Origin of the sequence: Streptomyces flaveus (assembly GCF_014647675.1) — a bacterium.
Taxonomy (GTDB): Bacteria; Actinomycetota; Actinomycetes; order Streptomycetales; family Streptomycetaceae; genus Streptomyces; species Streptomyces flaveus.
The window spans coordinates 59,014-71,701 of sequence record NZ_BMPQ01000036.1; the positions used below are offsets into that span (position 1 = coordinate 59,014).

General features: G+C 69.9%; 6 protein-coding genes and 6 pseudogenes. 3 read left to right on the forward strand and 9 right to left on the reverse strand.

The annotated features are described in order from the left end of the window. Positions 1–171: 171 nt before the first annotated feature. Together IEZ21_RS40305 and IEZ21_RS40310 are read right to left on the reverse strand one after the other, a co-directional pair. Entirely contained in the window at positions 172–2,637 is a 2,466-nt protein-coding gene (locus IEZ21_RS40305) for a SpoIIE family protein phosphatase (RefSeq protein WP_189326789.1), read from the reverse strand. 283 nt (positions 2,638–2,920) lie between these two features. After that, on the reverse strand, positions 2,921–5,152 hold the full coding sequence (locus IEZ21_RS40310) for an alpha-L-fucosidase (protein ID WP_189326790.1): 2,232 nt from the start codon (positions 5,150–5,152) through the stop codon (positions 2,921–2,923). 203 nt (positions 5,153–5,355) lie between these two features. On the opposite strand from IEZ21_RS40310, the pseudogene IEZ21_RS48145 reads away from it, so the two are divergent. Then, positions 5,356–5,628, forward strand: a pseudogene (locus tag IEZ21_RS48145) (aldo/keto reductase); the annotation flags it as partial. Beyond that, positions 5,619–6,341: a FadR/GntR family transcriptional regulator gene (locus tag IEZ21_RS40315; protein ID WP_189326791.1), complete on the forward strand. Its 723-nt coding sequence runs from the start codon at positions 5,619–5,621 to the stop codon at positions 6,339–6,341. The pseudogene IEZ21_RS48145 and the gene IEZ21_RS40315, both read left to right, overlap by 10 nt. A gap of 19 nt (positions 6,342–6,360) precedes the next feature. Here IEZ21_RS40315 and IEZ21_RS48695 read toward each other — a convergent pair. From IEZ21_RS48695 to IEZ21_RS49010, 4 pseudogenes are all read right to left on the reverse strand, one after another. Beyond that, positions 6,361–7,401 (reverse strand): annotated as a pseudogene (locus tag IEZ21_RS48695) (DUF4986 domain-containing protein). After that, positions 7,364–7,600 (reverse strand): annotated as a pseudogene (locus IEZ21_RS49000) (beta-L-arabinofuranosidase domain-containing protein); the annotation flags it as partial. The pseudogenes IEZ21_RS49000 and IEZ21_RS48695, both read right to left, overlap by 38 nt. Next, positions 7,516–7,707, reverse strand: a pseudogene (locus IEZ21_RS49005) (beta-L-arabinofuranosidase domain-containing protein); the annotation flags it as partial. The pseudogenes IEZ21_RS49005 and IEZ21_RS49000, both read right to left, overlap by 85 nt. A 100-nt stretch (positions 7,708–7,807) precedes the next feature. Further along, a pseudogene (locus tag IEZ21_RS49010) lies at positions 7,808–8,941 on the reverse strand (beta-L-arabinofuranosidase domain-containing protein); the annotation flags it as partial. Positions 8,942–9,192: 251 nt separating this feature from the next. Between IEZ21_RS49010 and IEZ21_RS40335 the strand changes: the two are divergent. Further along, positions 9,193–10,220: pseudogene (locus IEZ21_RS40335) on the forward strand (RNA-guided endonuclease InsQ/TnpB family protein). Positions 10,221–10,266: 46 nt separating this feature from the next. Here IEZ21_RS40335 and IEZ21_RS40340 read toward each other — a convergent pair. From IEZ21_RS40340 to IEZ21_RS40350, 3 genes are read right to left on the reverse strand one after another with little or no spacing between them, the layout of a single operon-like run. Then, positions 10,267–10,773 (reverse strand): flavin reductase family protein, encoded by a 507-nt coding sequence (locus IEZ21_RS40340; RefSeq protein WP_189326795.1) that lies wholly within the window; start codon positions 10,771–10,773, stop codon positions 10,267–10,269. Between the two features lie 5 nt (positions 10,774–10,778). Then, on the reverse strand, positions 10,779–11,279 hold the full coding sequence (locus IEZ21_RS40345) for an NADPH-dependent FMN reductase (RefSeq protein ID WP_189326796.1): 501 nt from the start codon (positions 11,277–11,279) through the stop codon (positions 10,779–10,781). Next, on the reverse strand, positions 11,279–12,688 hold the full coding sequence (locus IEZ21_RS40350; protein WP_189326797.1) for an MFS transporter: 1,410 nt from the start codon (positions 12,686–12,688) through the stop codon (positions 11,279–11,281). The genes IEZ21_RS40345 and IEZ21_RS40350 overlap by 1 nt, the downstream gene beginning before the upstream one ends.

A 12,688-nucleotide genomic window follows, 5' to 3' on the forward strand; every position in this document is an offset into this window, starting at 1 on the left:
TGGTGGTCCATCAGGGAGAATGGCACGTTGAAGCGCTTCGATACTCATGCTTCAGAGCCAGCTCCGCACTCGGTTTCCGAGAGGTGTGCGCCGTGAGCTCGGCGTCCTTACTGACGCGCAGGCCGTCGCCGCTCTGCCGGGAACCCGGCGACGGCCCGCCGGGCTCGGATCTCATCGCGGCTCGGGCTCGGCGAGGGCCTGCGCGCACCAGATCGTCTTGCCGTCGGTGGTGTGCCGGGTGCCCCACCCCTGGGTGAGCTGGGCGACGAGCAGCAGGCCTCGGCCGCCCTCGTCGAAGGCGCGCGCCCGGCGTAGGTGCGGTGCGGTGTTGCTGGCGTCGGAGACCTCGCAGATCAGGGAGGCGTCGCGAATCAGCCGCAGCCTGATCGGGGGCTCGCCGTATCTGATGGCGTTGGTGACCAGCTCACTGACAACCAGTTCGGTGACGAATGACGCCTCCTCCAGGCCCCAGGCCTCCAGCTGGTCGAGGGTGAACTTCCTGGCGCGCGGCACCTGCGCGGGGTCGGGTACGACGTCCCAGTCGGCGACATGCCGGGGATCCAGCGCGTGAGTGCGAGCGAGCAGCAGGGCGGCGTCGTCGGTGCGGCGTTCGGGAAGCATGGCGTCCATCACCGTGTCGCAGAGGCCCTCCAGTGAGGTGGCCGAATGGTTCAGGACCCGCAGCAGGTCGGCGATCCCCTGGTCGACGTCGCGCTCGCGGCTCTCCACCAGTCCGTCGGTGTAGAGAGCGAGCAGACTGCCCTCGGGCAGCTCGAGTTCGGTGGCCTCGAAAGGCAGCCCACCGATACCGAGCGGTGGTCCCGGCTGTGCGGGTGCCGGGGTCCTGGTGCCGTCCGGGGAGATGAGCAGCGGCAGCGGATGACCTGCGCTCGCCAGTGTGAAGCGGCGGGAGACCGGGTCGTAGACGGTGTACAGGCAGGTGGCCCCGAACTCGCCGGTCGGCTGGAAGCGGCCGGCGGGCTGGAGGTCGCTGGCGAGGTGGATGACCAGGTCGTCCAGGTGGGTCAGCAACTCGTCCGGCGGCAGGTCCACGTCGGCGAGTGTGCGGACCGCCATGCGCAACCGGCCCATGCTGGCCGAGGCGTACAGGCCGTGACCGACCACATCGCCGACGACCAGGGCGACCCGGGCACCGGAGAGCGGAATGACGTCGAACCAGTCACCACCCACTTCCGCGCCGGTCCCGGCGGGCAGGTAGCGGGATGCCACCTCGAGCGCCTCCTGGCTCGGCAACTGCTGCAGCAGCAGACTGCGTTGCAGGGTCAGCGCGGTCGTGCGCTCGCGCGAGTACCGGCGGGCGTTGTCGATGGCGACGGCTGCCTTGGCGGTCAGCTCCTCGGCGAGGATCAGGTCGTCGGCGGTGAAGGCCTCGGGCCGGTCGCTGCGGGAGAACTCGACGACGCCGAGCAGCGCGCCGCGGGCCCGGAGCGGCACGGTGATCCGGCCGGTCAGCCCATCCGCGGCGATGGACTCGTCGATCAACGGGTTGCCCGGCGGCCAGTGGGCCGGGTCGGCGGCGAGCCCGGGCCCGAAGGCCCATTCGCCGCCGTGGCCGGGTTCGGCTGCGAGCTGAACCGTGGACCTGCCGGTGGCCATGCAGCGGGTGGCGACCGAACCGGGAGCGTGACTGACCGGCATCGGGCGCACGGGAGCCCGGTCGGTGTCACACTTCGCGCTGTGCTGGGCGGCGCGGCTGAGCGTGATGGCCTCGCCGGAGGCGGAGGCGGAGGCGGAGGAGGGGGAAAGGGGCGGTTCCTCTCCGTGCAGCACCTCGTCGAAGAGGTCGACGGTGACACGGTCGGCGAATCCCGGAACCGGGGTCGTGGCCAGTTCCTGGGCGGTGCCGAGCACGTCGAGCGTCCGGCCGATCCCGCTGCTGGCCTCGTTGAGGATGAGCAGGCGCTGCCGGGCCCAGTACTCGGCGCTCATGTCGAATCCCCAGTTGGCGACCGCGCGGACCCTGCCCTCGGCATCCCGGACGGGCCACATGCTGGTGGCCCAGGCGTTGGCGTAGTCGCTGCCGAGTGGGTGGAAGACGGTGATGAGACGCGCGGGCTCGCCCGTCCTGGCCACCTCGGCTAGCTGGTCGGTGTAGGGCTTGTCGTCCCTTTCGGGAAACAGCTCGCGGTCGAATTCCGGAAACAGCTCGCGGTACTTCTTACCGAGCACTTGCTCCTCGGAGTGCGCTATCACCCGGCCCGAGGAGGCGTTGATCCACAGAAACCGCAGCTCAGGGTCGTAGACGCCCAGAGCGAAGGGGCACTGTTCGAAGGCCAGGTCGGCGATCACCGGGCGGCGTTCCCAGAGGTGGACGGTCACCGCATGGCCCAGCGCCCGGCCGTCGGCGCCGAACAGCGGGTGAGCCGACACCAAAGCGTCCACCGTGGAACCGTCCCGGTGGCGCAGGGGGATGAGTTCCGTGTGGTCGGGGCCGCTGCCGTAGCTCTCGGGGAAGCCGGGTGGTGGGGGAGCGGCCAGCAGGTCGGTCACGGGGCGCCCGACGGCATCCTCCGCCGTCCAGCCCAGCAGCAGCCGCCCGCTCTCGCTCCAGCCGCTCACCACGCCGTCCGGGCCCACCACAAGCGCGGCAGTGCGGGCATCCTGCTTGCCGGCCATGTCCACGCGCTACGCCTCCGTCCGGGCAGCTGTGCCCGTCAGGGCTGGTTTCCAGCCGCAGCTTCCAGCCTAGGTCCGCTACTGCTCCACGGCGCCCCGGCCGGTGCGTTCCTGACCGCCGGGTGCAGGGCCGAGTGGGGCCGGCGCCTGCGCGCCCCGCGGTGTGCACCTGTGCGAGCACTCCTGTCGCGCGGGCCAGCTGCCGCTGCTGGTCGGCCCTGCCCCAGTCGGTGAACTGCACGACCTTGGCGCCGTCTGCGGTGGAGGCGTTCTGGACCTCGACCTACAGCGCCGTGAAGGTCCACAGCAGGTTGGCGCTGCTGCCGTAGGTCCACTGCTTGGTCACGGAGCCCGAGTCGACGTTGCCGCCGCCGTCGAGGACCAGGCCGGTGGTGCGGTTGGCGATCGAGTAGCGGTCGCCGCCCCGGTGGGTGATGGTCCACTGCTGGTTGGGGCCGCCGTTCCAGGCGGCCTGCCGGGCGGCGGAGCCGTTGGAGGTGGCGCCCCAGCCGTCGGCGACCATGCCGTTGGTGCGGTTGACCAGCCTGTAGTAGCCGCCTGAGACCTGCTCCGCCTGCCACTGGAGATTGTTGCTGCCGTTCCAGGTCCATTGCTTGAGGTCGGAGCCGGAGGCGACGTCGCCGCCGCTGTCCAGGGCGAGGCCGTTGGTGGCGTTGGTGATCCGGAAGTACGTCGCCGGGTTGAACTGGACCCTCAGCGAGGCGATCTGGTCGTTGTTGCCGGTGACCCTGAGGTCGGGGTTGTCGGCGGTGAAGGTCCAGGAGGTGCCGGTGAAGTTGTCTCCTGAGTAGCCGATCACCTGGTAGCCGGGGGCCGGCCGGAGGGAGGAGAGGGTGCCCGGGCCCGGTCCGGCCGCGGTCAGGTCGGCCGCGGTGTGGTCGCCGACGGTGAGGACGGCGGCCTTGCCGGTGTAGTTGACGTCCGTGAAGGCGGTGGCGCCGGCCAGCGGCCGCAGGCCGGGGATCGTGCCGGAGAAGTTGAGCTTCAGGACGTAGGCGTTGGCGCTGTACGGCGCGGAGGACGGCAGGGTGATCGTGAGGCCGGAGGCGTTCTGGGCCGGCGTGGGCAGGTCGATGTAGGTGCCGGCGGTGGTACCGAGGAGCTTCACCGAGGTCAGCGACGAGAGGTTGATCCGGTCCGGGCTGAGGGTCTTGATCGTGAGCGAGCTGCCGGGCCAGCCCAGGACGGTGGCGTACAGGACGTTGTCGGCCTTGTTGCGGGTGAAGCGGATGTCCTGGGGCGTGCCGGCGTGCGGGGTGGTGAACGAGCCGCCGCCCATCTTCGTCGGGCCTTCGCCGTACGCGGTCCAGGCGCGGGTCGCGTACACCGACTCGCCGAAGCGCTTCAGGTGGTCGCCGATGGCGAGCAGGATGTCCTTCTGTGCCTGGGGGATGGTGCCGTCGGCCATCGGTGCGATGTTGAGCAGCATGTTGCCGTTCTTGCTGACCCGGTCGAGGAACGAGTGCAGCATCTGCTGAGTGGTGTAGTAGCCGATGCCCTGGGTGTAGCACCAGCTGCTGCTGGAGATGCTGTCGTCGGTCAGCCAGTACGGGGTGGTGAGGTCGGCCGGGCCGCCGCGTTCGTAGTCGAAGACCTCGCCCTTGCCGTTCATGCCGTCCTTGTACGTGGCGACGACCTCGCGGCCCCAGCTGTTGGCCTGGTTGTAGTAGTACGCCAGGAAGTTCAGGCGCTGTTGCTCGTCGACGGCGTCCAGATTGAAGTCCTGCCACAGGATGTCGGGCCGGGCGCGGTCGATGACCTCCTTGAGCTTGTCGAACCAGAGCTGGTTCTCCGCGGCCGAACCCAGTTGCCCGTAGAGCTTCTTGAGGCTGCTGTCCGTCTGGGCGGGGGCGAATTCGTAGAAGCCGGTGAAGTTGTAGGCGTGGTGCATGGCCACCAGCAGCTTCAGGCCCTTGGCGCGGATGGCCGTGGAGAACAGCCGCAGCAGGTCGAGACCGGGGCCCTTGTCCACCGAGTTCCACTCGTTGACCTGGCTGTCCCACATGGAGAAGCCGTCATGGTGCTCGGCGACCGGGCCGGCGAACCTGGCGCCGGCGTCGACGAACAGCTGCGCCCACTCGTCGGGGTCGAACTTCCCGCCGGCCGACTTCAGCTTCGGGGCGAACTCCACGGTGTTGCCCGCCAGGTCCCGTGCTCCGTTGATGAAGTTGTGGTACGGCCACGCCGATGGCTGGCCGTAGGTCGCGATGTGGTGCTGGTTGGCGTTGTTCCCGCTCTCGTACATGTTGCGCGGGTACCACTCGTTGCCGAAGGCGGGGACGCTGAAGACGCCCCAGTGGAAGTAGATCCCGAACTTCGCGTCCTGGAACCACTCCGGAGCCGGCGGGTGCTGGTCGACCGAGTTCCAGTCGGGCGTGTACCTGCTGGGCGCCGCCTCGGCGACACCGGCACTGAACACACCTCCGGCAACGGCCGCCGTGGCCACGCAGGTTGCGGAGGCCAGTAACTGGCGTCTGTTGATCGAGCTCGACATGGACACATCCCTGATGCGGAAGGGGACAGGGGGAATGCAGGGCCACGCATGAACGTCGGTCATGTCGCCATGGGATGTCAACCAGCGTGCAGGGATGAAAAACGCTGTGTGGCTGAGCTATTCGCACTGCTTGCCGACTTTTCATGTGTATTGCGCACGCTCAGACATGCCATGTCTGCGGGCGTTTCTTGGCCAGTTCCCACCCGACTCTGGTCGCCCGAGCCCGGGCGATCGCCGAGGTCTGCGCGGCGCACGGGAGCACCCTGCCCGCCGCCGCGATCGCCTTCCCTCAGACCCACCCCAGTATCATCAACGTCACCCTCGGCACGCGGACCGCGGAACAGGTCGGACGAAACGTGGAACTCCATGATCAGCAAGTCCCGGACGGCCTCTGGGACGATCTCCGCACTCAGGGGCTGATCAGGTCGGACATGCCCACGGGGCACGATGGGGGGAGAGATGAGCGGTGTCTCTGACGGACAAGGCCATTGATGACATCCGTGAGCTGATCCGAAGCGGTGCTCTGCCTCCGGGCTCGAAGCTCCCGCCGGAGCCGGACCTGGCCGCGCAGCTGGGCCTGTCCCGCAACCTCGCCCGGGAAGCGGTCAAGGCGCTGGCCGTCGCACGGGTCCTGGAGGTCCGGCGGGGCGACGGCACGTATGTGACCAGCCTCCAGCCGAGCCTGCTGCTGGAGGGACTCGGCGGTGCGGTGGAGCTGCTCCAGGGAGACTCGGTCGCCCTGCAGGACCTGATGGAGGTACGGCGGCTCCTCGAACCGATCGCCACGGCCCTTGCCGCCACCCGAATCTCCGACGCCCAACTGGCCGAAGTGAAGCGGCACCTGGACGCCATGCGCGAGGCCCGTGACGACGTCGAACAGCTCAACGCCCACGACGCCGCCTTCCACCGCGCCGTCATCTCGGCCACGGGCAACGACAGCCTCCTGGCCCTCCTGGAGGGCATCTCCGGCCGCACCCTGCGCGCCCGCATCTGGCGCGGTCTGGTCGACGACAAAGCCGCGGGCCGCACCCTGGCCGAGCACGAGGCGATCTTCAATGCCCTGTCCACCCGTGACGCCGCCCTCAGCCAGGCCGCCGCACTGCTCCACGTGAGCAACACCGAGCAGTGGCTGAGGGAACACCTGCGCTCCAGCGAACCCCTCCTCTTCGGGACGACAGCGCGGAAGTGACGGGCGGGCGGCGGTCACGTCAGCGCACCAGGCGTACTTCGCGCAGCCGGAGGGTGGTTGCGGAGCCGACCGCTTCGAATCGAATCTCGGCGGTCCCGGCACGACGGTTCGCGTCCAGCGGGAGTACCTGGGAGATTTCCTTGCCCTCGGGGTGCGACAAGCCCTCGGGATGCGACAAGGGCGTAAGCGTGTCCAGCACATGGCCGTCGATCAGCACGCGGGTCGGTCCGGCACTTCGGTCCGAGAGGTGGGTCACCTGCAGGCCGGTGGCGGCGCCGTCCGGGTCTGTCAGGCGGTAGGACCACCATCCTGTGGCGGCCCGCCACCTCAGCCCGTCGGTGAGGCCCGACCACGTGTCCTACCCCTCGAACCGGTGGTCGCTTTCGGGCTGTTGCTCGCCGGCGGCGACGGCGTCCACGGTGCGGTCGTGCAGCGCGAGTGCCTCTTCGTCGGCTGCGCGCAGCTCCGCCCGCCGTTCCTGGAGGCGTTCCGGTTCCGCCAGGGGGAAGTAGAGGTGGTAGCGGGAGTCGTGGACGCCGGCGAACGGGACGAGGGTGACGGACTCACCCGGTCGCGCATCCACGTGATCCAAGGCGAACTCCAGCCGGTTCGGGGTGAGTACGACGGGCAGGTGCTCCAGGGGGCGCAGCGGGCCGCCGGCGACGTGACCCATCCGGGAGTCGTCGGCGAACAGCCCGGCCAGGTCGTTCCGGGCGGCCTCGGCCGCGAGGACGGTGGGCCCGAAGCGGAACGACACCCACGGTGAGCCGTCGGGGAGCAGTTCGGCGCTGATGCGCGGGCGAAGGCGCACGGTGACCGTGTCCCCTTCGGACCACTGCCGCTCCAGACGCGCGTAGGGCAGGGGCTGTTCGCCTGCCCCGCGGCGCGTCGTGAGCGGGGCGGGTCCATCCTCGGACGGTGCGCCGTTGATACGGACCTGCGGCGCCCCCTCGTGCCAGCCGGGCACGCGTATGTGGATCGCCACAGGGGCGGCGGGAGCCTCGCGCACCACGAGTCTCACCTCATCGTCGTACGGGGCCGTCCCGGTCTGCTCCAGCACCAGGTTCTGTTCGGGCAGGCTGAGCCGGGAAGCGATGAAGAGGTTGACGAAGAGGTTCGCTGCCCTCGGTGGTGTACACCAGCTCCCCGTACTTGGCGTGGTTCTCCAGTCCGGTGCCGACGCAGCACCAGAAGCAGTTCTGGGGCGTCGAGACCACGCGGTAGTGGCCCGGTCGCACCGGTGTGAAATACACCAGCCCTTGGGATGCAGGGACGACAGGATGTGGTTGACCGTCGCGTGCTCGTAGTGATCGAGCACCTCGGCGTCCGGCTCTTCGAGGAACAGCGCGCGGCTCAGCTTGAGCATGTTGTAGGTGTTGCAGGTCTCGGGGCCCTCCGGCGACGAGCGCGGAGGCGAAGTCGTCGCGGGGGTGCAGGTGCTCGCGTACGGAGTTGCCGCCGAAGGAGAACGTCCGGTGCCGGGTCATGGTCTGCCAGAAGAACCGGGCGGCGTCCCGCAGACCGGGGTCGTCGCCGACCTCGCCGAGTCGCTGGTATCCGACGACCTTGGCGATCTGGGTGTTGGCGTGCATCCCGTCGAGGACGTCGCGGTGCTCCCGCAACGGGAGGAGCAGGGACTGGTCGAGGAAGCGCCGTGCCAGAGCGGCGTAGCGGTCCGTGCCGGTGACGTCGGCGAGGTCCGCCAACGCCTCGCACATCCCAGCGAACTCCGTGCGGAGCATGGCTTCGTGGGTGTCGTCGTCCGTCCCCGCCGCCAACTGGTCCCACCAGTCGGTCAGCCGCCGGACGGCGGTCAGGGCCAGGTCCGAACCGGTGTGCCGGTGGGCGTCCAGCAGGCCGGTGAAGAGCTTGTGCAGGTTGTACCACGGCACCCAGGCACCACCGAGCTCGAACGAGTCCCGCTCCACCTGCCCTGCGGCGACCCGCTGCCACAGCCGCACGCCGTCGGGGATGCCCCCGACGTAGCCGGTGCCCAGGGCGTCCTGGCACTCGACGACGCCCTGAACCAGATGCTCGACCATGGCTTTCGGCCGGGGGTCGTCCGTCACCACGCTCATGAGCGCGGCACCCGACAGCGCGTGCCCGACGGTGTGGCCGTCGAGACCCGAGTTCTCCCAGTTGCCGTAGGACTCGGCGACCGGCGGCAGACCGGCCTCGCGCCGCAAGGGTGCGAGGAGCCGGTCGGTGTCGAGGGACAGCAGGTAGTCGAGGGCGGTGGACTGCGCGTCCAGGAACGGGCCGGGGAGAAGGCGTACCTGGAGCTGTACGCCCCGATCGCGGCGGCGGCGCCCACCGCGGGCACCCCGGAGCAGGGAGCGGTCTGGGCCTACCTGCTGCCCGATGACACCTTGGACCAGGTCGCTTTCACCTGTTTCTTGCGAGGAGGCCCCGGCCCGTTCACGCCGGGGAGGAAGCGCATCCGGGTGTCGCGACGCGGAGCGCCTGTAGTGCTGTCGGCATCGCCGCGGGTGATGCGAACACGTGTGCCTGTGATCGCTGGTCGGGGTGGTGGCCGGGGGATCGGGGTGCGTTTGTGCTGGCGTCGTACATATGGTCCTTCGCAGGGTCCGGGACGGCACCGTGTCCCGGCCGGGGGCCGTGAGGGGGCGAGACAGCGCAGGTGACGGCGGCTGCGGAGGCCGGGCAGGCCCGCTACACCTTCCGGCTGCGCGTGTCGTCCACCGCCCTCGCGCTGCTGACGGCGGAGTGGGACCGGTGCCGCTGGGTGTGGAACGAGTGCGTGGCCAAGTCGAAGCAGGTCCATGCCTGGAACCAGAACCGTCCTGAGGACACCGACAGGCAAACCTGCGGCCCGGCGCAGCTCGACAAGATGCTGACCGGCGCCCGCGCCCGTACGCCGTGGCTGCGCGAGGGCTCGTCGGTTCCCCAGCAGCAGATCATCCGGGACTTCGGCCACTCCCGCGCCAAGGCGCACAAGGACATCCGTGAGGGGGTTGCGCGGCACCACCGGGCGGGGATGCCGAAGTGGAAGACCAAGCGCGAGGCACTGCCGACCCTCAACTACACCAAGCGCGGGTTCCGGTTGAAGGACAGCAGGCTGCACCTGGCGGGCGGCATCGTCGTCGTGGCGGTGGTGTGGTGGCGGTGGTGTGGTCGCGGGAACTGCCCGCCGAGCCGTCCTCGGTGCGCGTGTACCAGGACAGCCTGGGGCACTGGTACTGCTCGTTCGTAGTGCCCGCCCAGGTCCAGCCGCTGCCAAAAACCGGCCGCGTACTCGGCGTGGACTGGGGGGTGAAGGAGACCGCGACCACCACCTCCGACGCACACGACCTGCCGCACGCCGAGCACGGCAGGAAGGCCCAGACGAAGCTGACCCGGTACGACCGGATGATGGCCCGCCGCAAACCGAAGAAAGGCCAGCCCGGGTCGAAGGGGTACCGCGAGGCGAAGAAGTGGCGGGCGAAGACCTACGCGAAGATCGCCCGGCAGCGTGAGGACACCGGCCGCAAGCGGGCCAAGAAGGTGGTCCGCGACCACGACGCCGTCGCGGTGGAGGACTTCAAGCCGAAGTTCCTGGCCAGGACCACCATGGCCAAGAAGGCCGCCGACGCCGCCATCGGCGCCACCAAGCAGGCCCTGATCGAGATGGGCCGCAAGCACGGGCGGGACATCCGCCTGGTCCACCCCGCGCACACCACGATGGACTGCGCGCACTGCGGAGCGAGAGCCAAGCACCGCCTGCCGCTGGGTGAGCGCACCTACACCTGCACCGTGTGCGGAACCGCGTCCCCTCGGGACAAGAACTCCGCACGCGTGATGCTCGTCCGGGCTGGTCTCAACCCGGCTGGTGCCGAGGGCACAAGACCTCCCGGAGCGCTGCTCCAGGAGGCGGCCTGAGCCAGGAATCCCCTCCCCCTTCAGGGAGGGGAGGATTCAAACCCTGTCAGCTGCCCAGCATCTTGAGGGTCTGACGGTGCCAGACGAGCGGATTGCGGTCGTCGTCGGACAGCATGGCGAGCACGCGCAGCACGATGATGTCGTGATCGCCGGCCGGATAGCTGTGCTCGACGGTGCACTCCAGCCAGACCGGCGCGCCTTCGAGGAAGATCGCGCCGGATGCCGTTTCCACCGTGCCGAGGTCGGCGAACCGGCCCGCCTTGCTGCGGGAGGCGAGTTGCCGGGTCTTGTCGCTGTGCCCCTCGCCCAGGACGGAGATCCCGATCGTCTGCGCGCGAGACAGTACCGGCCAGGTCGTCGAGCTGTGCTGGGCGGCGAAGGAGACCATGGGTGGGTTGTAGGACACCCCGACGGCGAACGACGAGACGATCATGACCGTCGGGTCGCCGCTGACGCGCGCCGAGAGGGCTGCGACTCCCGAGGGGAATCCGGAGAACGCCCTCTTCATCTCGTCGGGATCCGAGGTGAAGCCTTCCATTGCTGCCCCTTCCATGGTCGTCATCGTGCGGCCCTCGCCTTCGCGGCGTCGAGCACGATCCGACTCCACCGCTCGGCCCAGCGGGCGAGTGAGTCATCCGTCGTGTAGGTGGAGTCGAGCTGGTAGAGACCCTGCGCGGGGCAGGTCGCACCGAGTTCGACGAGCACTGGTTTGAGGGTGAGTTCGGGGGCGAGTGCGTGCGCGGGGCCCGCACCGAGCATGAGGGGCAGCGCCACCTGGCCCGCGAGACCGGTCGCGGTGGGGAACTGGTCGAGGAAGACCTTGAGCAGGCCCGTGTACGTGCCCTTGTAGGTGGGCGATGCCGCGATCACGATGTCGGCGGACCGCACCCGCTCGACGGCCGCGGTGACGTCCGGGTCGCCCCAGCCGAGCAGGCCGGCCCCGAGTTCGACGACTTCCACGACCTCGTAGTCGAGCCCGAGGGCCGCCGCGAGGCGTTCGGCGGCATCGCGGGTGCGCGAGCCGGCCTTGGGGTTTCCGACGACGGCGACAGCCTTCATCAGGTGACTCCTGTGGGTAGTTGGGGCGCGGCGGCGGACGCCGCGGGAGATCCGGCCCCGGGACGGTCGACTCGGAGGAACACGGACGCCAGGACGCAGAGCAGTCCGACGGCGGCGAGTCCGCCGAGGGTGGCCGCGTAGCCGAATCCGGCCAGCAGAACGGCACAGGCCGCGCTGCCGAGCACGGCACCGAGTTGCTTCATGGCGTTGAACGTGCCGGACGCCGCCCCGACCTCGTCCGGAGCGACCGCGGTCACCGCCGCGATCGACAGGGGTGACCAGACGAACGAGTTGGCCACTCCGTACACCGCGAAGGCGGCGGTCAGCACGGAGATCGGCGCGTCCGTCGCGACGAGCACCGCCGACGCTCCGATGGACAGGACGAGCGCGAGGGAGCCGATGACGGCGACCGCACGGGGCCCGATTCCGTTGTTGAGCCGGGCCGAGACGGGCGCGCCGAGCAGGCACAGCACGCCCATCGGTACGAGGGTGAGGGCCGCCGCGCCGGGATCGAGACCGCGCTCCTGCTGGAGGTAGAGCATCAGGGGGATCATGGCCGAGCCGGCGCTGAAGGCCGCCGCGGCGGCACCCCAGGACGCGGTGACGAATCCGCGGCTCTGCAGCAACGCGATCGGCACCAACGCCCGCTGTCCATCCCGGCGTTGCAGCCATACGATGCCCACGACGACCAGTGTCCCAACGGTGGCGAGCAGCCACCGGGGTACGTCCAGCACGTACGCGCTCGCGGCGTCCGTGCCCTGGACGCCGAGGACGAGGGCGCCGACGCCGGTCGCGTTCGCGCAGATCGCCCACACCGGGATGCCCGCCTTCTGGCGGGGGAGGGCGGGTACGTACGCGGCCACGGCGACCATCGCGGCGATGCCGACCGGGACGTTGACCCAGAACACCGCGGGCCAGCCGCCGACGGCGACGAGCAGGCCGCCGAGCAGCGGCCCGACGGCCACCGCGGCTCCGCCGACCGCGCCCCAGGTGCCGAGCGCGACGGCGAGGCGCGACGGCTGGAACAGCGCCTTGATGATGGTGAGGCACTGCGGTGTCATCAGCGCGGCACCGATGCCCTGGACCACCCGCCAGGCGATGAGTGCCGTGATGGTGGGGGCCAGCGCGCACAGCAGCGACCCGAGGGTGAAGGCCGTGAGTCCGATCAGATGGACGCGCCGGTGGCCGTAGCGGTCGCCCAGCCGTCCCGCGATGATCAGGGGCACGGCGTAGGCGATGAGGTAGCCGCTGTTGACCCAGATCGCGAGGGTCTCGGTGGTGTGCAGACCGGTAATCAGTGCGGGCAGCGCGACCGAGGTGATCGTGCTGTCCAGCAGCAGCATGAAGAACCCCGCGCACAGGCTGCCGAGGGCGAGCCATTGGCGTCGCTCGCTCGTCCCTGCGGTCAT